The organism is Fuerstiella marisgermanici, assembly GCF_001983935.1.
Classification (GTDB): domain Bacteria; phylum Planctomycetota; class Planctomycetia; order Planctomycetales; family Planctomycetaceae; genus Fuerstiella; species Fuerstiella marisgermanici.
The window spans coordinates 370,671-390,638 of the sequence record NZ_CP017641.1; the positions used below are offsets into that span (position 1 = coordinate 370,671).

16 protein-coding genes are annotated in these 19,968 nt (G+C 56.2%); 7 read left to right on the plus strand and 9 right to left on the minus strand.

All coding sequences use genetic code 11. The features are described from left to right. Positions 1-9: 9 nt before the first annotated feature. The 4 genes from Fuma_RS01235 to Fuma_RS01250 all read right to left on the minus strand — a co-directional run bounded on the left by Fuma_RS01235 (position 10) and on the right by Fuma_RS01250 (position 4,525). Positions 10-639 (minus strand): thioredoxin family protein, encoded by a 630-nt coding sequence (locus Fuma_RS01235; RefSeq protein ID WP_077028032.1) that lies wholly within the window; start codon positions 637-639, stop codon positions 10-12. Positions 640-957: 318 nt separating this feature from the next. Further along, positions 958-1,491, minus strand: coding sequence for a DUF4405 domain-containing protein (locus Fuma_RS01240; RefSeq protein ID WP_077022526.1), 534 nt, complete (start codon positions 1,489-1,491; stop codon positions 958-960). A 17-nt stretch (positions 1,492-1,508) separates the two neighbouring features. Next, positions 1,509-2,255, minus strand: a complete 747-nt coding sequence (locus Fuma_RS01245) for a sulfite exporter TauE/SafE family protein (RefSeq protein WP_077022527.1) — start codon at positions 2,253-2,255, stop codon at positions 1,509-1,511. 2 nt (positions 2,256-2,257) lie between these two features. Beyond that, complete coding sequence (locus Fuma_RS01250; protein ID WP_077022528.1) at positions 2,258-4,525, minus strand: DUF1559 family PulG-like putative transporter; 2,268 nt, start codon at positions 4,523-4,525, stop codon at positions 2,258-2,260. A 214-nt stretch (positions 4,526-4,739) separates the two neighbouring features. Between Fuma_RS01250 and Fuma_RS01255 the strand changes: the two genes are divergently transcribed. Together Fuma_RS01255 and Fuma_RS01260 are read left to right on the plus strand one after the other, a co-directional pair. Continuing rightward, positions 4,740-5,792 carry an NAD(P)/FAD-dependent oxidoreductase gene (locus Fuma_RS01255; protein ID WP_077022529.1) on the plus strand — a complete coding sequence of 351 codons (1,053 nt, stop codon included), beginning with the start codon at positions 4,740-4,742 and terminating at the stop codon, positions 5,790-5,792. A 282-nt stretch (positions 5,793-6,074) separates the two neighbouring features. Then, positions 6,075-6,326, plus strand: a complete 252-nt coding sequence (locus tag Fuma_RS01260; RefSeq protein ID WP_145943885.1) for a hypothetical protein — start codon at positions 6,075-6,077, stop codon at positions 6,324-6,326. Between the two features lie 61 nt (positions 6,327-6,387). Here Fuma_RS01260 and Fuma_RS01265 read toward each other — a convergent pair whose 3' ends face one another. Next, positions 6,388-6,897 (minus strand): ACT domain-containing protein, encoded by a 510-nt coding sequence (locus Fuma_RS01265; protein ID WP_158520820.1) that lies wholly within the window; start codon positions 6,895-6,897, stop codon positions 6,388-6,390. A gap of 60 nt (positions 6,898-6,957) precedes the next feature. After that, the gene (locus tag Fuma_RS01270; RefSeq protein WP_077028033.1) at positions 6,958-7,377 is read right to left on the minus strand and encodes a VOC family protein; all 420 of its coding nucleotides are present in this window, start codon (positions 7,375-7,377) and stop codon (positions 6,958-6,960) included. Positions 7,378-7,583: 206 nt separating this feature from the next. Between Fuma_RS01270 and hslV the strand changes: the two genes are divergently transcribed. Both hslV and hslU read left to right on the plus strand, forming a co-directional pair. Then, positions 7,584-8,150, plus strand: coding sequence for an ATP-dependent protease subunit HslV (gene hslV, locus Fuma_RS01275; RefSeq protein ID WP_077022532.1), 567 nt, complete (start codon positions 7,584-7,586; stop codon positions 8,148-8,150). Between the two features lie 35 nt (positions 8,151-8,185). Further along, positions 8,186-9,562, plus strand: coding sequence for an ATP-dependent protease ATPase subunit HslU (hslU, locus tag Fuma_RS01280; protein WP_077022533.1), 1,377 nt, complete (start codon positions 8,186-8,188; stop codon positions 9,560-9,562). Here hslU and Fuma_RS01285 read toward each other — a convergent pair. Both Fuma_RS01285 and hemC read right to left on the minus strand, forming a co-directional pair. Next, complete coding sequence (locus Fuma_RS01285) at positions 9,559-11,031, minus strand: hypothetical protein (RefSeq protein ID WP_145943887.1); 1,473 nt, start codon at positions 11,029-11,031, stop codon at positions 9,559-9,561. The genes hslU and Fuma_RS01285 overlap by 4 nt on opposite strands. A 380-nt stretch (positions 11,032-11,411) precedes the next feature. Next, positions 11,412-12,341 (minus strand): hydroxymethylbilane synthase, encoded by a 930-nt coding sequence (hemC, locus tag Fuma_RS01290; protein WP_077022535.1) that lies wholly within the window; start codon positions 12,339-12,341, stop codon positions 11,412-11,414. Positions 12,342-12,867: 526 nt separating this feature from the next. On the opposite strand from hemC, the gene Fuma_RS01295 reads away from it, so the two are divergent. The 3 genes from Fuma_RS01295 to Fuma_RS01310 all read left to right on the plus strand — a co-directional run bounded on the left by Fuma_RS01295 (position 12,868) and on the right by Fuma_RS01310 (position 18,929). Further along, positions 12,868-15,534 (plus strand): FAD-dependent oxidoreductase, encoded by a 2,667-nt coding sequence (locus Fuma_RS01295; protein WP_145943889.1) that lies wholly within the window; start codon positions 12,868-12,870, stop codon positions 15,532-15,534. A gap of 408 nt (positions 15,535-15,942) precedes the next feature. Continuing rightward, positions 15,943-17,274: a hypothetical protein gene (locus tag Fuma_RS01305; protein ID WP_077022538.1), complete on the plus strand. Its 1,332-nt coding sequence runs from the start codon at positions 15,943-15,945 to the stop codon at positions 17,272-17,274. Next, complete coding sequence (locus Fuma_RS01310) at positions 17,271-18,929, plus strand: ATP-binding cassette domain-containing protein (protein WP_083731717.1); 1,659 nt, start codon at positions 17,271-17,273, stop codon at positions 18,927-18,929. Before Fuma_RS01305 ends, Fuma_RS01310 begins: the two co-directional genes overlap by 4 nt. A gap of 147 nt (positions 18,930-19,076) precedes the next feature. On the opposite strand, the gene Fuma_RS01315 is transcribed toward Fuma_RS01310, so the two are convergent. Continuing rightward, positions 19,077-19,820, minus strand: a complete 744-nt coding sequence (locus Fuma_RS01315; protein ID WP_077022539.1) for a hypothetical protein — start codon at positions 19,818-19,820, stop codon at positions 19,077-19,079. Positions 19,821-19,968: the final 148 nt, after the last annotated feature.

Consider the following 19,968-nt stretch of genomic DNA (forward strand, 5'->3'; position numbering starts at 1 on the left):
GAATTGTGATCAACGGCGTTTGCGTTTGAAGCGAATCGCACAGCCGCGTGCTCCGGTTGTTGTGACTTCGGGGTTTCTGCCAGACAGTGCTGCTTCGACCGCGAATTCGACATACTTCACTTTGACCGCTTCCGCCTTCGTGTTGTCATCCATTGCACCGCGGTAGACAATTTTGCGGTCGCGGTTCAGAACGTAGAACTCGGGTGTGTAAATTGCGCCGTACTCGCGAGCCACGTCCTGAGTTTCATCCTTCAGGTAGTCGAAGTTGAACTGTTTCTCCGTCGCCCGCTTCTTCATGTTCTCCAGACTGTCGACGGGCACACCGTTGGAGTTGATGGCTACGAGTTTCACGCTTGCGTTTGATGCGGCGTACTTTTCTGCCAAGGCGATCAATCGATCTTCGTAGTCAACCGAATAGGGACACGTATTGCAGGTGAAGCACACCACAATGACGTCTGCCGCCGACAGGTCAGACAATGAGTGTTGCTTTCCATCCGTCCCTGTCAAAGCTTTCCATTCCGGTGCTGCGTCACCAATCTGCGGCTCTGCGTTCGACTTTTCCTGAGCAGCGCCGTTGACGGTGAGAATGAATGGCAGCAGAAGCAATGGTATCTGTATTCGATCTAAATAGCTGATCATGACTGCTGGCCTGAACGTAAGTGTGGGCATCGAAGATCGGTCCGGTGAAGTTTGTGAGCGTAGCTGGTGCGGCCACTTCAGGCCAGTGTATCGAAGGACTGTTGCGTTGAGTAACTTCGTGCGAAAACCGACGTCTTAGCAAATGCCAGCTTGTTGGCAGTTCGAGGTGATGGCCGCTGGTCGGAAATGGCTTGCTCTCTTCAGGCTACGGCTGTGTGTCACACGACGGTCCGCCAACGTCGACTGATTGGCTTGTGACTATGTGCTAAGGTCGAAGCAGAAAGGCGAGGTCATGACTGTTGGCAAATTCGTCCAACACTATTGTGGCTGCACAATTGTCATCTGAGCGGCTCCTACGACGATGGCTCCGCAAACCAAAAATGCGATTAGGATTCCAACGCCGTAGACCGTGCGAATGCCATCGTCGGGAATATCTGATCGGCCGAGGACACGTTTGGAATACACGCTGCAAATCCAGGTCCAATGCAGCATGACGTGAAGCACGACGCCCAGCCCCAATACCGCCAGCATCCCGAACTGCAGACTGCACCACTGTCCGTAGCTCATGCCCCACAACGACCAATCGCGTGCTGCGATTCCCGGCGGGAACACAAACTGCACAACTACAGCGACGATGCACAGCGTGACAAACATAAGCCCTAGCAGTGAGTCGAGCCAAAAGTTCAACAGCGTCCTGGAAATCCGCCCTGCAGCTCGCGGCGTTTGGGGCGTTGTGTGTTCGTGGTCGTCATGATGCAGCAACGGCTTCTTTGTCTTTTTGCCGGTGTCGCTGCTGGCTGGCGAATCGCCACGAATTTTCGATAGCGCATCTGAAGCAGAGTTGTCGTCCATTATCGAACCATCAGATTTCAGGAATTCCCTTCGGCTTCTGCACAGATCGGGCATGCTTCCTCAGGGTTTTCGGCCGACGCATTTGCTGCGAATGCGATGCCACGACCGACGGTGAGCATGCCAGTGACGATAACACATAAAGCCGCAACTTTCATCAGTCGCTGCCGCAGTTTCAGCGACGCCATTGTCAATCCGGCTCCCGTGACCAGCATCACCGGGACGGTGCCCAACCCGAACGCCAGCATCAGCAGCGGCCCCTTCCAGACACTCGCGCTGGCCGCTGCCAGTGCCAGAAACGAATACACCAATCCGCACGGCAAAAACCCGGTCAGAATTCCGGCCACAAACACGCCAGTTCGCGAACCTCCGCGCAGAAATTTTCCAAACACCGATGCGGTTAAGCATCCGCTACTGCCCTGGATCTTCTTCGAACGAAACCAACCAGCTGCGAGCATTCCCTGAAACACCAGCAACAGGCCCGCCATAATCGCAAAGCCCGCCTGAATACTCACAACGCTGGATTGCGACGTCAGGAATTCGGATTCGCTTAACCGGCCTCCCGCGAACCCCGCCGCCATCCCCAAAAACGCGTACGTAAACGTGCGCCCGATACTCCACAGCATCTGCCGATTCAGTGCGCTTTGCACACCGGTCGTGCCCAGATTCATCGTGGCTGAGATCGCTCCACACATGCCTATGCAGTGTGCTGAGCCAAGCACACCGCTGAAGAAGACAAGCGGCAATTCGTAACTCAGACTATCCATCGTTAGAAGTCACCGACCACGTTGCCGTCGTTGTGTTGAATCAGGTTGTTCAACTGGTCTGCTGCGATGTCTTTCGAAACGTTGCGAACGGCCCCGTCGCACATCAGCACCAGGAAGCTGTCGCCAATTTTTCCCAGCAGTTCAATGGAGTCTTTGCCGGTGAACTTCAGGCCGCCCGGTTTAGTCCAGATCTCCGCCGTATCAGGCCCTGCTTCCACGGCCAGAAAAGTGTTGGACGTACCGTCGCGGTAATCCCGGATTCGCGGTGCTTTCGTGCCGTCGCCGAAGGCCGTGTCTTCCCCAATGAACACATGCATCGCCGTGTGCCCTGGTTTCTCGACGCCTTCAGTCTTGAAGACATCTGGCATCTCTTCAATCAGCGTTTTGTTGTGCTCGCTGTCCCAGGGTTCATCCAGGTGAAATCTCTCGTAGAGTTCCCCTCCTTCCAGAAACGGCAAAAGGTGAACTCGCCAGCTTAGCCCACGCCGAACGTGACCAGGAACATTAACGCCGCTGCCGTCGTAGCGAGGGAACGCTGTGTACACATCGTGATAATTGTGGAAGGCAAGCCCAATCTGCCTGAGGTTATTCATCCGTTGAGCAGCGCGAGCTTCCTTGATCGGCTGTTGCATCGCAATAAGCGTAGGCTTCAGATCCTCCAAAAAGACGTCCATGTCTTCCGGTTTGGACATCGAGTAGTGGACCTGCTTACCTTCTGGCTTCACTTCGACTCGATCGTACACCTTTGCCACGATGGTTGCCCAGGTTCCGGGAACTGGGCTGTTGGGGGCGTTGGCCATGCCCAACATCTGAGCTTTCTGCATTTGCACCAGCCCCTGCAACAGGGCCGACAGTTGTGCGGCGGATTGTTCATTCGACAGATCGGCTGTGATGGTGTTGAGTTGCTTGCTGGTGCCGCCAACGTCAAATGTTAACTGCAGTGATTCCACGGCCTGCACCAAGCCAGCCATGGGAACTCGGCCACCCAGCTTGTCTTTGATGACCTTCAGGTCCTTGAAGTTAACGGCCGCCGCAAGATCGTTCAGGGCCGTTTGTTTCCGCAGTCGCGTACCGAACTCACTGGCACCGGCGTTGGCAAGAATCTTCGGAAGCAGATCGGCGGGAGCGGCAACGAGTGTGCGTTCATCCGGGAACGCGACCGTGTATTCTCCCAGGGTGTGAGTGGCTGTCGTCCCGACTTTGCCAGCTTCCGGAGTTCCCATCGGCTTCAGCGATTCGAGCACGTTTTTCTGATTGATCGGCTTGCGACTGCGGACAATCCAGGTGGGCAGTCGCTTTGGTGTTATCGGCTGATTGAGATCGTCCGGGATCACTTCGCGACCATTGCGCGTGACCAGAGCCTGAAACACGTCGGCTTTCATGTCTGACGATAAGGCGGCCACCGACCCGTCGCACCGAGCCATGAAGAATTCTTTGCCGATCTTCCCAAGTGTCGCTCGCGGACCGCCTTTTTTGAGTTCCACACCACCGGGCTTGGTCCAGATTTCGGCTTTGTCAGGCCCGGCCACGGCAAACATGATGGTGTTGGACATGCCGTCGAGTATGTCACGGAACTTCGTCGGGCGTTCGCCGCTCATAATTGTGGCTTCGCCAATGATGCCGTGTAGCGAGGTCTTCGTTTTGTCCTTGACGCCGGGAGTTTGAAACACCTCCGGCATCTGGTCGATTAGCGTCTTGTTGTGCTCACTGTCCCACGGTTCGTCCATGTGAAACTGATTGTACAGAGCGGCATGGTCCAGAAACGGCAGCAGGTGGACTCGCCAGCTAAGGTTGCCTTTGTCGGGGGTATCAACGCCATCGTGATCGGGAAAATGGTTGTACACAGCGTGGATGTTGTGCATCGCCAACCCAACCTGCTTTAACTGATTCTTCAGCCCCGTCGCATCGAACGCGTCGGGGCCGTCGGGACCATCAGAAACCGGCAGTCCGGCAAGACTGAAGATCGTCTTGCGATCCAGTAGCACGGCCATTTCTTCGATTTCACGAGGATCGATTCCGATCGACTTTTCAGCGCTCTTCATCGCGTCTGCCAGCCGTGCTTCTTCGTCGAGCGACTTCACGACGGTCGCGACAACCTTGCTTTCCAGAATCCGGGCTGGTCGCATGACTGCTCCGGCGATGTATTCATCCGGCACCGAATTCAAAACGCTGTCAGCGGCAGGTGGTTGAGCGGCCGCGAACGGACTAACCAGCGTTGCATTCAACAGGGCAGCCGTTGCCAACAGTGATAGACCAATGGCGTGTCGCATGATTAAACTTTCCGCAGTGGAAATGGTGGTCAGTGTCGGCAGACGGTCTCCCCTAATTGTATTCGTTTCCCGCACGCCGTGCGAGTGTTTGGCTTGTCAATCGGCCTTGCGTTGTCCCGCCGCAGCGGCTTCGCTATCTTTCCGCCACAACTGCGGTTTGCGATTCGCACCGTGTCTTCCACCGATTGCTACGCCTGAACTCAGGGATGTCAAAATGCCAGAACGTGTCACCATTATCGGATCCGGGCCTGCCGGCTGGACGGCCGCCATTTATGCAGCTCGAGCCAACCTGGAACCTCTGGTTTACGAAGGTGCCTTTAACGAAGACAACCGTCTGAAGGGAACTCTACCCCTGGGCCAGTTAGCCCTGACCACTGAAGTGGAAAACTATCCGGGCTTTCCGTCCGGCGATCTGACCGCCTACCTGGACGATTCGATCGACGGAAAAATTCGCAAATACATGGCTCCTCATCAAAAGGAAGGCGTATCCGGCCCGGAACTGATGGAGTTGATGCGTCAGCAAGCCAAAAACTTTGGCGCGCGAGTCGTCACTGATGATATTGCGGACATTGATTTGTCAGAACGACCGTTCAAGATCAAGAGTCTGGGCGGTGATGAATTCGAAAGCCACGCCGTGATTATCGCAACGGGGGCTCGAGCTAACTATCTGGGCCTGGAATCGGAAGAACGATTCAAAAACGCAGGCGTGTCGGCCTGTGCCGTTTGCGACGGTGCGATGCCGCGTTACCGAGACAGTCCACTGGTCGTCATCGGCGGCGGCGACAGTGCGATGGAAGAGGCGACTTTCCTAACGAAGTACGCCTCCAAGGTGTACATCGTTCATCGCCGCGACGAATTTCGAGCCAGCAAGATCATGGCAGACCGAGCACTCGCCAACAAAAAGATCGACGTGAAGTGGAATTCCGTCATCGACGAAGTGCTGGGCGATGAAGAAAACGGCGTCACCGGCGTCCGTATTCGCAGCAGCATTGATGACAGTAAGACAGAAGAGCTGGAAGTGTCCGGCTACTTCGCGGCCATCGGCCACACTCCGAACACCGATTTCCTGAAGGGGCAGTTAGAGACCACTGACAAGGGCTACCTTGTCTGGCCGGTCTCTCATCGCACCAACACGAGTGTTGAAGGCGTGTTTGCGGCCGGTGATGTGGCTGATGACCACTACAAGCAGGCTGTGACGGCTGCGGGCACGGGTTGCGCGGCCGCTCTGGATGCTGAACGCTGGCTGGCGGAGCAGGGATTGGAATAGGACGGGTTGGATCGACTGCGACGATTTGGGTGTCGAGTCAGCACTGGCAAGCGGTTATCGCTGCGCAGTCGGTAACAGATAGTGAATTCCGGTAGCTGGCGGTGACGATACGTACTGTGACGCCGCTTGCTGTTTCACTACCAGCAGGCTCGCGATTATCCGCCGCCGAATTTGCCGCCAGCAACGCCTTGGTTCGTTGATCCAACGGACCTTCAGTAGCTGTTGACTTCCCGCGATTCGGCACTGCTTCGTACCTTCCGCATCATCATACAGGTCTCAACAATGCCACCACGCTCTGCCATGGCGACAGGAAACAGACATGAAACTCGCACAATTTACGGTTCGGATGTATCACCCGCGGATCACTGGCTGACGGACCCAGGGCAAATCAGCCGCTGGCAGGGGAAACTAGTCGACTGCTGCAATGCCATTAATCAGCAGTTGAGTCAGATTCAGGATGACTTGGCGGTTCAGAACACGCTGCAGCCAGCACCCGCATCATTGAAGCTGATTTGCGACGTTGAACGCGTCTGAAGGTTGAAGGTGCACTCGACGACGATGTTCAGCCGGCGTAGTTCAGTCGACGTGGTGTGGTTCAGCCGACATAGTCGGACAAATCGGCCGTGATGTTGAACGACTGACCAATGGTGTTCAGTTCGTTCAACAGGTCTTCGGTGTTCATGTCGTCGGGAATGGCGATCTTCATAATCATCTCAAACCCGGTACCGCCTCCAGTGCGGACGGCGTGCATTCCCACGATGTCGATTCGCCGCATGGAGATCATGGTGGAAAGTTGTCGCAGGACGCCAGGCTTGTTTTCTCCGCCCAGTCGCAGCAGCCGCAGTTTCGCTTCTTCCATCGACGGAAGGTTAATCTTTTCGGCCGCAGGGTCTTTCAGGTTGACGTCGATTCCGAATGGGCGACAGGTGTCCTGCAGGTGATCGATGATGACCTGTTGCTCGATATGTTCAGGAAATTCGGCCGAAAAGATCATCGTGAAGTAGCCGCGGACCACGGTCTGGCTGGCCTGCCGCAGATCGGACCCCAAATCTGCCATGGCTTTGGTCACGGCCGACAGGATGCCCACGCGGTTCGCGGCTGTCATGGTGATGATGTATTCTCTTGGCATAATTGATATCCCAATTGCTGGGGCGTTCTGGCGGACCTACGGCTGCGACGTGCAAAGTTCCACAACGTGGCTATCGGGGTCGGCGACGAACATCTGGATGGCTCCATCAGGACGCCGTTTGGGGTCGTCAATCAGTTCAATTCCGCGCTGTTTGAGTGTCTCTGCCGCTGCCGCAGCGTCTGCGACTTCGAACGCGAAATGGTGATTGCGGCTACTTTTCTCCAGGACCTCTACGGGATATCCCGCCGGGCCGCTGCGGTCGTGTTCCTCGATCAAATGAATCAACGTCGCCCCCGCCTGAAACCAGGCGCCGGCAAAGTCAAAATCGGGGCGAGCGACTTCTTTCATTCCCAGCAACGACACGTAAAAGTCGCGACTGGCGGCCACACTTTTCACAACCAGGGTGACGTGGTCGATGTGCAAAACCTGAATGGGGGCTGTAGCTGTCTGAGTCATCGCAATACCTCGCCGGACACATCGCGCCATACCCTATGGCAGCGGCGGTCCGGTCAGGCGGCATTCTTACGACAAATCGCCTGTTTCACAATCGACAGCGAGACGCAGGAAAACGTCCGTTGTCGGCAGTTTGAGTCCGAGACGGACAACTGCTAAAAGACGGCCTGCGCTACGTTACCAATGCAATTTTGCGACACAGGGATCTTATGAAATCAAACGACCGCGACAGGCCGAAATGGCGGTCCACAACTGTCCTCGCCGTGCGTCACAAGGGGGCTGTCGTGCTGGGATCGGACGGCCAGGTGACTCATGGAAACACCATCATGAAGTCCGATACAAAAAAACTGCGTCGGCTTCGCGACGGCAAGGTGCTGATCGGTTTCGCCGGTTCGACGGCTGACGCTTTCGCATTGATGGAACGGTTTGAAGAGAAAATCAAAGACTATCCCGGCAACATCGCTCGCGCCGCCACAGAACTGGCTCGCGACTGGCGGACGGATCGAGCTCTCCGGCGACTGGAAGCCATGATGCTGGTCGCAGATTCGGACCTCACCCTGTTGCTTTCCGGACAGGGGGACGTCGTTCAGCCAACGGACGGCGTGGTCGGCATCGGGTCCGGCGGCGCTTACGCCACCTCAGCGGCGAAAGCTCTGGTTAAGCATTCTGATTTGTCCGCCGTTGAAATCGTCAAAGAATCTCTGGCGATCGCGGCTGAGATCGATATCTACACAAACAACAACATCATCATCGAAGAGTTACCGTCAAACGCGTAACGGTTTCGAAGGCACAAACAGGCAACATATTTTCCATGACAGACCCTCACCAGCCGATGACCCCGCGTCAGATTGTCGAAAAGCTGAGCGAACACATTGTCGGCCAAAACGACGCCAAGCGAGCCGTCGCGATCGCGCTGCGCAACCGATGGCGCTGGCAAAACCTGACGGACGAAATGCGCAAAGAAGTGACGCCGCGCAACATTCTGATGATCGGTCCCACTGGCGTCGGAAAAACGGAAATCACGCGGCGACTGGCCAAGCTGACCGGAGCTCCGTTCATCAAGGTGGAAGCCACGAAGTACACGGAAGTTGGCTACTACGGCCGAGACGTAGAGAGCATGATTCGTGACCTTGTGGAAGCTGCAATCAGCATTGTTCGCTCGTCTAAACGAGCCGATGTGGAAGACGACGCTGTCGCGCGTGTTGAAGATCGTCTGCTGGAATTGCTAGTGCCCGCTGAACCGCCGTCTGCCATGCCAGCGGTGACGGAAGTCGATGGTGAAGATGCGGAGTCACAACATTCGAAGCATGTGCGAACCGTCGAAAAATTTCGCGACATGCTTCGCGACGGCAAGCTCGAAGACCGCATGGTGGAGCTGTCATTAGAACAGAAGTCCTCGCCCGTTCAGGTCTTTACGAACATGGGGATGGAGCAGATGGATATGGATCTGCAGGGCATGCTCGACAAGATGATGCCCAAACAGAATTCGTCCCGCCGTTTGACGGTCGCAGAAGCTCGCAAGGTGCTGCACGAACAGGAAGTCGAATCGCTGCTGGACAAAGACACGATTCAGGAAGAAGCCGTTCGTCTGGCCGAAGAAACCGGCATGGTCTTTATCGACGAGATTGACAAAGTGTGCAGCACGGGCGAAGGCGGCAAGTCGGCCGACGTCAGTCGGCAGGGCGTGCAGCGCGACCTTCTGCCGATCGTGGAAGGCACCACCATTCAGACTCGATACGGCTTGGTGTCCACCGAAAAAATAATGTTCATCGCGGCCGGCGCGTTTCATCGAGCACGGCCGTCGGACCTGATGCCGGAATTGCAGGGACGTTTCCCCATTCGTGTCGAGCTGCAGGATCTGACCTGCGATGACTTAGTACGCATTCTGATCGAACCGTCCGGCTCGATCACTCGCCAGCATGCCGAACTGCTGGCTGTTGACGGCGTCACAATCAACTACACGGACGACGGCATCCGAGCGATCGCTGATCTGGCCTTTCATGTGAACCAGTCGACTCAAAATATCGGAGCCCGGCGACTGCAAACGATCATGGAACGGCTGCTGGAAGAGGTCAGCTTTGAAGCTCCTGATTGCGGCAAAAAGCAGATCGACGTGACGGCAGACTTCGTCAACGAACGGCTGGCCGACGTTCGCAACGACGAAGACCTGAGCCGCTTTGTGCTTTAATTATACAGCGTAACTCGCGACAGTGAGCCTGCCGGCTGGGTCGCTTTTCCGTCCGGGCGACGGGCCGACGCTTGCGACGCGGGCGGTTCCGGCGGTACGAAGCGGTCCAGCCTTGGACGGAACATGACCAGCAGTAGCAGCGGCAGGTACCACAGTATGTACGCTCCGACATCGTCTGGGTACCAAAGCTGAGCGACCACAATCAGAGCAGTTGAGTTCGCCAACAGGTTCTCCAGATTTCGTTTGCGTGGGATCACGGTCATGGCGACCAGCATCACGAAGAAGAAAGCTGCCAACGTGATCCGCAGGAACACATGCCCAATCGCGTTGTCTGGTAGGGGCTCGGCCGCGTTGAACAGGCGATAAGCGGTCCAGTTGGCTGTCATCACGAGTTTGCTGACAAACGAATCGGCGTTTTCCGACGTTAGTGCAAACGTAATCAGTACAACGGCCGCAACACCAAGCAGCGACGACCCGAACTTCAGGCTGCCCTTCTTCCCATAAAAAACGGCCCACAGCGGAAGCAGGAAGACAGCGAAGAACAGAGTGCCGCAGGCCAGCCCTAACAATACACCAGCAACTGCGGGCTTCCGGTACATGGCAAACGCCCATGTTAAACACGCTCCGGGCACGACATGGCTAAGCTCGTGGGCGTTGTACGCTGTACACGGCAGTAGTAGATACAGGCAGCTCATGGAAACGCCCAGTTGAGTGCTGCAGAAGTGCTTTCGGCCGATGTAAAGCAGGCCCAGTATCAGAGCCGTATGCGCCAAAACGACCAGCACGCGCGCGATCCATCCCTCGATTGCCGTGCGTCCGGATAACTCAGTCACTTTGGTTGCAGCGGCGGCAAAGAGGGTTTCAGTGGGTGGCGGCGTGACCTGCTTGCCGTCAGCGCCGGGTGGAGTCGTTTCCTGTCGATCCAATAATGCTGCGCCGGACTTCACGACTTCAAGATTGCGGCCGGGCGGTTCTTTCAGGAAGACGCCAGCCATCAGAATGGAAAACGCTGGCAGAAACAGGAACGTGAGTCCCGCCTGATTGAGGTTTTGTTCCAGCCGAGGGCGCCGCGTGAGAGCTTCGTCGAATGTGAGTCGCAGGACGAACAGGATCGAAATGCCGACTGCGATCAGAGATGCCCATCGTGCCCCCGGCTCAGCCTGTTCGGGCTCTGCTAATTCGGTCTCTGCTAACTCGGTCGCGCGAGATTCTGACGCTTCCACGCTCGCAGCTTCGGGGTCCTCGGATTCGCTGGCTGTGTCGGAAACTGCGGCCACATCGACATCAGACTTCCCCGCATCGGCCGCTCGAACGGCGGCAATGGAAAGCAACAGCAGCAGAATCAAATCGAGATTGCGCACCGATATCAGGCGCGAAAACCGAAAGAAGACGGCGACGAGCAGCAGCGAAACATGTAAGAGCCATGTGGGACTCTCAATGTTTACGAAAAATGTTTGCACATGTTCCATAGAAGAACGGACCTGCGGCGGCACAAAGCAATACTCAACACCATCACCCCTGATGACGTTGTACTTCTTGCCACACAAGGCACCAAAAAAGCTTCTGCCGTGAAGCTTTGACCCAGCAAGGAATTCCCAACGACACCGCCGCATAGTGCGCCGTAGCGTTGGTTGTTCCTGATTTCCCCAACACCATTGAAAAACCTAGGAGGTGTAATGACAAGGCTGCGGGCGGAGGATTCCTAAATAACGTAGAGCTTCAGCAGCTGAATGCGATGAGCGAGATTGGTTAAAATGGGGTATGGGAAGGGGTTGCGTAGACGGAGGTCTCCGGCGTGCGGGTCCGGCGGTTGACGATTCGTTAGGCCAGAATCGAATGATTTTTGTGCTCAAACGGTCGCGACCAGCTCTTCACCGCCATCCGCCAAAAGTGAATTTGCCACACCTACGCCAACTGATGAAGGATTGCTGGTTTCTCCTGACGAGGTTGCCATTAGCTTATTCTTGCCGTCTGCACTAAGAAGTACGGCGGTGAGTGTCAGCGATGCTTCCGCTACAACCGTTTCCACGCCCAAAGGAGCATGGCAGCCGGCTCGTAGTTCGGCCAACAGGGAACGTTCCGCCTCCACCGACGCCGCCACGGCGGGGTTTGTGAGTTGCCGCAGGATCTCCACAGTGCGCTCGTCATCGCTGCGGCATTCCCAACCCAAGGCGCCCTGCCCGACGGCCGTGAACAGCAACGGCGGGCTCATTAATAGTGAAATGCGGTCGTCCAGATTCAGGCGGCGTAATCCCGCTTCGGCCAGCACGATGGCGTCGTATTCGCCATCGTCCAGTTTGCGAATTCGCGTGTCGACGTTGCCTCGAATTTCCAACATCTGCAGATCGGGACGAGCGTTCAGCAATTGCGCCTGTCGACGAGGGCTACCGGTGCCAATGCGAGCTCCCTGCGGGACTTCATCAATGGATGAGATCGTCCGACCTTCCGGCAGCAGCAATGCATCTGCCGTCGGCGCGCGATCCGGAATTCCGGCAAGTGTCAGTCCTTTTGTCGGTTGAGTCGGCAAGTCCTTAAGGCTGTGAACGGCGATATCGGTTTCGCCTTTCAGCACAGACGTCTGCACTTCTCGTGTGAAGACACCAATGCCGCCGAACAATCGGAGAGCATCCGTTTGATTCTTATCGCCCCCCGTTTTGATATGCACAATCTCGACGGAGACGTCATCCAATGCGACTTCAATCAACGACTTCGTATATTCCGCCTGCCACAGGGCCAGCCTGCTGGAACGAGTTGCGATTTTAAGGACCAGGGCTGTCATTGTGTTGAGATTTGACGGAGTGCGAGAAAAAGGCGACTGACGAATGCAGTGATGCGACCGAGCGAGATTATAGCAGCGCCCATTCAAAATTGCCGCTCGGATGAATCAAACAACCTCCGACGAATACTCATGCGGGTGTGCGTAGTCGGAAGCGGGCGAACGCCGTGTGTCAGCGATAACCTGGCACCTGCGAACATTCATGGTGTGATCGTGGTCGGCAAGCGCTGTTGCGCGTGATCTTCAATGCCAGGCAAAAAATAACCCACATATTTTCCGGACGGTTCCTAAACGAAGTTACGGAAGATTAAGATTTGCCGACGGCTCGCTGTCTGTTGTATTACCTGTGTGTCACGGGGCGATGACCATCGGCAACGCTGGCCGTTGGCTCGGGGCTGCAATATAGTGGCGGGCGTCGGCGGCTGGGGAATGGCCGCGGGCAAAGTAGACAATTGAAAACTTGCATGGCAGCTGAACGTTGCTGCAGCACTCTTTCGCGGCGGCAACAGAATCGATTGGTGACATCACGATGAAAACCATCCTCCGTCTTATTATCTTTGCTTTCGCTTTTCCTGCAGCTCAGGGGGAGGTTGCTCGTGTTGACACCGAGCTGCTGATCGTTGGAGCCACAGAATCTGGCTGGGCGGCTGCGATTCAGGCGGCGCGAATGGGCGTGAAGTCGATTACGATTGTGCACGACGGCGAATGGTATGGCGGGCAGTTTACGGAACAGGCTTTGGCGTGCGTCGATGAAGACAAGGGGCCGGGCAAGGTTGGTTGGGGAGTAGACTGGCATCCCATGAAGCGGTCATTCCACCGCAGCGGTCTGTTCAGGGAGCTGATGGACCGCATCGAATCTTTCAACACAGAAGCCTACGGTTCGCCGATGCCTGGCAAGCCGTATCACGGCCCGTCGACGTTTCGACCGGCCGAAGCTGAAGCGATCTTCCGCGACATGATTTCGCCGTTCGTCGAAAGTGGCCAGATTCGTGTTTTCTGGAAACACGTTCCGGTTGCAACTACTGTGGTCGACGAAAAATTGGCAGCCGTTGATTTCGCCCCGCTGGGCGAACAGGCAGCCACTTTAAACGTCACCGCCAAGCTGACGATCGATGCTTCAGACTGGGGCGATGTGATTCAGTTAAGCGGCGCCGAATACGAATGCGGGGCCGACCCCAAGTCGCGTTATAACGAACCGAGTGCTTCCGAAACGGTCGTGCCGAACGAAATGAATCCGATCACGTGGGCGATGATTGTCGAAGAATCACCCGACGCGCAGCCGACGCCCATTCCCAAACCGCCGAATTTCGACGATCGCAACTATCCTCGCGCCACTCACTTCAGCCGGAAGGAATTTGGCGAGCTGCAATGGGACCGACCGGCTGGCATTGGCGCGATTGCTCACTGGCCGAACGGTGGCATGGCGTCGCCTCGGCAGTTGAGTGTTTATACCGTGCGGCGAATCGTGGACGGGTTTACAAGCAAAGATCATCGAACCAGCATTCTGCTTAACTACATGAACGGGCAGGACTACCCACTGATGCGGCTGCCGGCTCGAGTTGTAGAGGCGCTGGAATCCACCGAACCAGGTGCGTCGCAGAAGAATATCGTCGAGATGACTCGGCAGCAGCGTGAGATCATTTTTCAAGACGCGAAGAATCATTCGCTGGGCGTTCTTTATCACCTTCAGAACTTTGTGCATAACAACGCTCCGGACCGGGCAAATTCGTTTCGCAACTTTCGGCTGAGTCGCGAATTCGGAACGGCCGATCATCTTCCGCCAAAACCCTATCTGCGCGAATCTCTGCGGCTGAAAGCGGCGTACATGATGAAGGAACAGGACGGCCGAAATCGCGACGGCGCGACCAAGGATGCGGCTCGAGAACGCTTCTCGCATGTTATGTACCCGGACGGTTTGTTCTGTTGGCAGTTCCACTACGACTTCCATCGCACGGGGCGAACGTTTCTTCAGGAGGAAGGGGACACTGGTCCGTGGATCGACTACGAAACTCCGGGCCGACACACTCGACACATCAGCGACCGCTGCGTGTTTCCGGCTCGCAGCCTGATCCCTGTGAAGTTAGACGGCCTGTTGGGAAGTCAGGGAAATGTCGGCTTCAGCAGCATCGTGAGCGCCGCCATTCGGTTGCATGATCAGCGAATACACATCGGGCAGGCCAGCGGGGCTCTTGCCGCCATCAGCCTCGCACGGGACGTGACTCCCCGCGAGATTCCCTGGCAGCGACATCTGCTGGAAGAAGTGCGTCGCGGGCTATGCGGCGGCAGCGACGGGTTGCCGCTGCTGTTGTTTCCGTGGCGTGATCTTTCTGCTGACCATGCGGCCTTTGTTGCGATCAATCGCCTGTCGGCGCTGAATTGTGTGCCCATCGACGTGCGCGACGTCGACTTTCGCGCGGACGAACCAGCGGCGGAAGAATGGTCTATTGCTCTTCAAAAGAATATGGAACAGCAGGTGCCTCATTTGCGGCTGAAGAAGTTCGCGCTGCCATCGAATGCGACTCGCGGTGAACTGTGTGAGTTCTGGTGGGCGGCCATCAAGCACACGCCCTTGAAGCAATTCACCCCGTTTCCTCGCCACGCGGTCAACGATGCTGACGGAGATGGCATCGCAGACACTGACGATGCGTTACCGTTTTCGGTTAACGAGCCGATTGTTTGGGAGTTGGAACGGCCGGTACTCACGGCGGAGACTGACGGCCTGGTCGACGTCGGCTTGCCTTCCAATGTTCGGCGGTTTGACTTTGCATCGGCGAACGTACCGAAGGCGAATGGCTTCCAGCGTGATATCGGTTTGCCGTTTGATAAGACGAAAGGCCACGGATGGAATCGCGATGTGTCGCAGAACGCCCGGCATCGGCACGCTCTTGCCGAACCGGAACGCGATGCTTTTCTGTTTACTCGCGGCGAAGATACGTGGGAGTGCGAGGTTGCCAACGGGCAGTGGCGAGTCACAGTTTGCGTGGGCGATTCCGGACACGAACAGTCCAATCAAAACGTGAGTGTTGAAGGGACAGAGGTAATCGAAAATCGCTTCACCGCAGCCGGGCAGTTTCAGGAGGCATCGACTACCGTGACTGTGAAAGACGGTCGCCTTACGATCACTATCGGTCGTCCGGAAGGCAATGGCAACACCGCGATTTGCTGGGTGGTCATGTATCCGGCAACCCAATTGTAGACGGAGCAAAAAAACCGGCACGGCGCACGCGTCAAAGTCATTCGTGGGCGCTGAGAAACTCACTTGGTTGGTGGCAAAGCGATTCTCGGATGGTTCGCGTCGCAGGGCATTTCGAGCGTGCGTGATTAGGCCAGCGCTTAAGGAAGCCCCAGCTGAATTCCGTGGTATCCACGCCTGTAGTCAGCCCGGAATATTTCAGGAAATACGTGCTCTGTGCGCGAATTGAGCCATGTTTGGGACAGGAAAAGGCATGGCTCAGGTTTTCGCGATTTGCGAGACGCCTGCTCGCACATTTGCTTGCGATAAAGCTTCAATTTCGCACACGATTGCCAATCAGGACTTGTCCTGCTGGGATACGCGCTACACTACTTCAGCGGCGGGGCTGGTTTCCGCGTTTGGCACGTCACTATGAATAAACGTCACGTCATTTTGGGAGTTACCTTCTGGCTGGTTGCTGCTGCCACCACGTGGCTGGTGCTGCGCGCGGAACTGACGGCTCAATCCAGCAGCGTCGCATCGCTGACGGGACAGGTCGGACAATGGATTTCGGGCCAGAATTCATCGCTGCGGGCGGTCAGCGAAGTGAGCCTGCAGGTCAAAATTGGCGATCCGATTTTCGTGATTTCAGATGACGGCCTGTTTCGGCAGGTTGGCCTGCTGACAGATATCGACGGTTCCGTTAGTAAAGATCCGCGATCAGCAAAAGACTTTGAGGTTGTTATTTATGACGACGCCACAAACGCTTTGGATGGGAACTACCGGCTGGAATACCACACCACTCCGATGTCGCTGGACTGGGTCGTGCGCACGATGATTCCTCGCGAACGGCAGAAGGAGATTGCTCAGTTCATTGCGACGGAATGGCAACAGCATCAAGTGGTGATCATGACCGAAATGCGGCCGGTCATTAAAGACGGGATTCGGACCGCCATGAAGGCTGTGGAGGCTGAGCTGCCGACGATATTGAAGGAGCACCGCGACGAATTTCAGTCGCTGGCTGATCGCTACGAGACGGAAATTATCAAGGCGGAGGTGTTGCCGCTGGTGAAAAGCGAAATACTTCCCATCGTCGAAGAAGAAGCATTGCCGGTGGTCGAAGAAGTGGGGCGAGCGTTGTGGAAGCGAGTCTCCCTGTGGTCGTTCGCCTGGCGGTTCCTGTACGACAAGTCTCCGCTGCCGACGAAGGATGCGGTCAAAGAAGAATTTCAACGCTTTGTCGACGAAGTCGCTTTGCCTGAGCTGCGATCACGCTCAGACCAGTTCATGGACGTGACCGAGACAATCGTGAAGCGGTCAATGGACAACCCCAAAATCAAAGCGGCGATGAAACGTAACTTTAAGCGTGTGGCTGAAGATCCGGAGCTGCACAAAGTTGTTTGGTCAGTGGTGCGCGAAGCCGTTGTTGAAAATGAAACGCTGCGGGCTGAGCTGGAACTGCATCTTAAGGCTCAGGAAACGAAGTCGGCCATGAAACTGGCTGGCGAACGACTGGAGCCGATGGTGCGTGACATCGGCGATATGATTTTCGGTTCGCGAGATACAGGCATCACGCCTGAGTTCTCACGCATTCTTCGATCGCAGATTCTGCAAAAGGACCGCCGCTGGTTTGTGATTGTGCCGACGGACGTCGATTCGAAATCGCACGGACAGTTGACGGTGGTTGTCGCGCGCGAACCGATGGTTTATCCCATGGGCTTTGGTGGTGCGGAACAAAGTCCTCTGACGCCGGTGGAACAGTGACAGAGTCTAATATAAATGAAGCCGCAAAGGCCGCGTCCAACTCTGATCGGCAACAGCAGCGCGAAGTTCCTGCAGGCACAGCCATCACGCTGCGTGCTTTCAGTCTATCCGCCGGTGGAAAACCGCTGCTAAATGATGCGAACGTGACCTTTCCCGCTGGAAAGCTGACACTGGTGCTGGGTTGCAGCGGCGTAGGCAAGTCACTGTTGTTGAGAATTCTGGCTGGGTTGATCGATGAACATCACGCGGCGATTCGGTATTCGGGACACATTAATTTCGGCGACGAAGCCAACACCAAGGCTCGCAATCATGCTGAACATCCGGTCGCAGTCGTCTTTCAAAGCTTCGCCCTTTTTGACGAACTGACGCCCATCGAGAATATTGAGATTGCGATTGAGCATTCTTCGCAGACAACCGTCAGCCGTAACGAAGCCAATCAGAAAGCTCATGCGCTGTTGAATGAACTGGGAGTGCCGGAAGACCGGACGACGTCAGTATTAAGCGGCGGCCAGCAGCAACGGCTTGCCATCGCACGGGCCGTTGGGATGGAAACGGATGTCGTACTCTACGACGAACCTACGTCCGGCCTGGACACCAACACGGCTGCTCAAGTGGCTGAACTGATTCGAGACACGCAGACAAAGTTTACGCGCACGTCCATTATTGTGACTCACGATTTCGAAGCGTTGAAAGGCATTGCTGACCATGTTGTGCTGCTAAACCACCACGACCGAACGCTGCAGGAAGTCAAGCCAGACCAATGGTCCGTGCTGCCGGAACTGCTCGGCGATCCACCACGCGTCGAAAGCTCAGCGGCCGGACCTGCTTCGGCGACGACTAGAGCTACTCAGGCAATTGGTCGAGCGATGGCGGCATGCGGTGAGTTTGTCGAACAGGCTTTATTGCTGCCGGTCGCGTTGGTCCCGTGGTGGAAGAGTTTCCGTTGGGGCAGCCGGATCACGTGGCACTACATCAAGTTGGTCTGCGGCTGGTCGGCCTGCTTTTACATCGCCATCGCCGGCATGATTATCGGCTTCGTGGCGCAGGACTTCATCTTCCGTTACCTGCCGTTTCGCCAGTACACAGAACCGTTGCTGATCGAAAATCTGCTGCATGCGACCGGCTTTTCGTTGTACCGGTTTCTGGTGCCGATTTTGTGTACGATTCTGATTGCCGCTCGATCCGGTGCCGCTGTCGCGGCAGACGTTGGCAGTAAGGTGTACGGCAACCAATTGGATGCGATGAAGACTATTGGCATGAATCCGTCACGTTCAGTGCGGACGCCGATTCTTTATGCGTTTCTGATTGGTGTTCCGTTGCTCACGTTTCTGAGCTACGGCGTCGCGTCGCTTACCAGTGCCGTCGCGTTTCTGTCAACTCATGCGCGGGAAGGCATCGCGTTCTGGGACGCTCATTTTCACAAAGAGCTGCGTCTGCCGACAGGTGTGTTCTACAAGGGCACCGGCTGGCTGTTTGGAAAGCTCCTCACGTGCGCCGTGGGGATCGCCATGATCTCCTGGAAGTGCGGTTCGGCACCGAAGCAATCGGCTCCGGAAATCAGTCGCGGGGTGACTCAGACAATTCTCTGGTCAACGCTGTTCACACTACTAGTGCACTTTGTGTTCTCATTGTTCGAATTCAAAGCACCAACGTAAAAAGGCGTCGCCTCAAACGAGGCGACGCCTTCTCTGATCACGATGTCTTCGCGACGACAGCGTGTTACGCTGACCTGTGGCCGTGGCAAACCGCCTTCGACAGCAAATCGCCTGGTCCCACGAGCCCACGTGTTTAGGCAAGCTGCTCTAGCGAATCGATGCCGGAAACGTGCGAGCGGCACGCGGTGTGACGCCGTAGGTGGCGGCTCGGACCGGCGTTGTGCCGGAGTGTGAATTCGGAATGATGGGAGCCATCGACGACTGAGTCGGGTATTCGACTTCGCCCATGTATTCGCCCGAATGGGCTGGCGATGCGATGCTGGGAGCTGACTGAAGCATGGGCTGAGAATAAACAGGAGCCTGTGCAGCGCTGTAGGTGGCTCCCGGATACACGCCTGCCGAGTACGTCGGCGTGGTATACGCCATTGTGGATGGCTGTGTGGAATAGCGATATTGCGTTTGGTAGGTGGTTTGCGGCACGTATTGCGTAACAGCACGGTACGTCGTGACGGGCACCTGAACGGCCTGCATCGTCGGAGCCATCGCCTGTGGCTGGATCATCATAGGCACTTGGGGTACGCCAACGCCGGCCGAACCGGTGCAACCGCAGTCTGACGCGGGAGCCACAGGGTACGCCATCTGTGGAGCAGCATATCCGCTGTAAACCTGTGGTTGGTAGGTGTTGTAAACGGGTGGAGCGTACCTGGCATATCCACCGCCGTAGCCGCCTCCCCATGCTCCGTACCCGCCACCACAACCGTAGCCGCAGCCGTAAAAGCCGAGCCATGCGAACGGGTCAAGCCACGGAATATAGCAACATGCCTTCGCCGTGGACGCCGACGAGAAGGCCATTGCGAGCGTTAAGACGGTGAGTACAGTTGAGCGTTTCATCAGTTCAGATTCCTGCTTCTGTCGCGCGAGTGGAAGGGGTGCGAAGACAGATTTGGTACGTAAAATCTTCCTTGTCCTCCTAATCGGACTCCCTCACGGCAGATCTTGAGCAGAATTTTGATTCTTTTGACTTTTCTTAAAGTTGCAT

Excerpts from the sequence above, each read along its gene's own strand:
- Fuma_RS01235 (WP_077028032.1), bottom strand. The coding sequence starts at position 639 with ATGATCAGCTATTTAGATCGAATACAGATACCATTGCTTCTGCTGCCA.
- Fuma_RS01240 (WP_077022526.1), bottom strand. The coding sequence starts at position 1,491 with ATGGACGACAACTCTGCTTCAGATGCGCTATCGAAAATTCGTGGCGAT.
- Fuma_RS01245 (WP_077022527.1), bottom strand. The coding sequence starts at position 2,255 with ATGGATAGTCTGAGTTACGAATTGCCGCTTGTCTTCTTCAGCGGTGTG.
- Fuma_RS01250 (WP_077022528.1), bottom strand. The coding sequence starts at position 4,525 with ATGCGACACGCCATTGGTCTATCACTGTTGGCAACGGCTGCCCTGTTG.
- Fuma_RS01255 (WP_077022529.1), top strand. The coding sequence starts at position 4,740 with ATGCCAGAACGTGTCACCATTATCGGATCCGGGCCTGCCGGCTGGACG.
- Fuma_RS01260 (WP_145943885.1), top strand. The coding sequence starts at position 6,075 with ATGCCACCACGCTCTGCCATGGCGACAGGAAACAGACATGAAACTCGC.
- Fuma_RS01265 (WP_158520820.1), bottom strand. The coding sequence starts at position 6,897 with ATGACAGCCGCGAACCGCGTGGGCATCCTGTCGGCCGTGACCAAAGCC.
- Fuma_RS01270 (WP_077028033.1), bottom strand. The coding sequence starts at position 7,377 with ATGACTCAGACAGCTACAGCCCCCATTCAGGTTTTGCACATCGACCAC.
- hslV (WP_077022532.1), top strand. The coding sequence starts at position 7,584 with ATGAAATCAAACGACCGCGACAGGCCGAAATGGCGGTCCACAACTGTC.
- hslU (WP_077022533.1), top strand. The coding sequence starts at position 8,186 with ATGACAGACCCTCACCAGCCGATGACCCCGCGTCAGATTGTCGAAAAG.
- Fuma_RS01285 (WP_145943887.1), bottom strand. The coding sequence starts at position 11,031 with ATGGAACATGTGCAAACATTTTTCGTAAACATTGAGAGTCCCACATGG.
- hemC (WP_077022535.1), bottom strand. The coding sequence starts at position 12,341 with ATGACAGCCCTGGTCCTTAAAATCGCAACTCGTTCCAGCAGGCTGGCC.
- Fuma_RS01295 (WP_145943889.1), top strand. The coding sequence starts at position 12,868 with ATGAAAACCATCCTCCGTCTTATTATCTTTGCTTTCGCTTTTCCTGCA.
- Fuma_RS01305 (WP_077022538.1), top strand. The coding sequence starts at position 15,943 with ATGAATAAACGTCACGTCATTTTGGGAGTTACCTTCTGGCTGGTTGCT.
- Fuma_RS01315 (WP_077022539.1), bottom strand. The coding sequence starts at position 19,820 with ATGAAACGCTCAACTGTACTCACCGTCTTAACGCTCGCAATGGCCTTC.